This window comes from Bacillus sp. SIMBA_005, from assembly GCF_046535585.1.
GTDB lineage: Bacteria > Bacillota > Bacilli > Bacillales > Bacillaceae > Bacillus > Bacillus pumilus.
Genome location: NZ_JAWRWI010001168.1, coordinates 1 through 236, shown reverse-complemented (window position 1 = coordinate 236; position 236 = coordinate 1). Strand labels below are relative to the sequence as shown.

General features: G+C 70.3%; 1 protein-coding gene. It reads right to left on the bottom strand.

Features of this window, described 5'->3' with window-relative positions:
* Positions 1-38: 38 nt before the first annotated feature.
* A partial coding sequence (locus tag SB660_RS23780) for a DUF1349 domain-containing protein (RefSeq protein ID WP_410585066.1) occupies positions 39-236 on the bottom strand: 198 nt, incomplete at its 5' end.

The following is a 236-nucleotide window of genomic DNA, read 5'->3' as shown; positions in this document are numbered from 1 at the left end:
AGTTCACGCGAAACCGTCCGTGCCAGACCGAGCGCGGCTCAGTGAAGCGCAGCGTCGGCAGGCCCGCTGCGCCAGGAATGGAAACGGACGGTCAGCCCTGCACGGGTGGGAGCGCACACGAACGGCCCCGCGTAAGCGACGAGACCCGGGGCGAACGGCACGAGCCGGACGAGGCGCAAGCTTCCGCTGTCGACCGATGCGCGCACGGTGAGGGCATCGCCGGAGCGACTGATCCG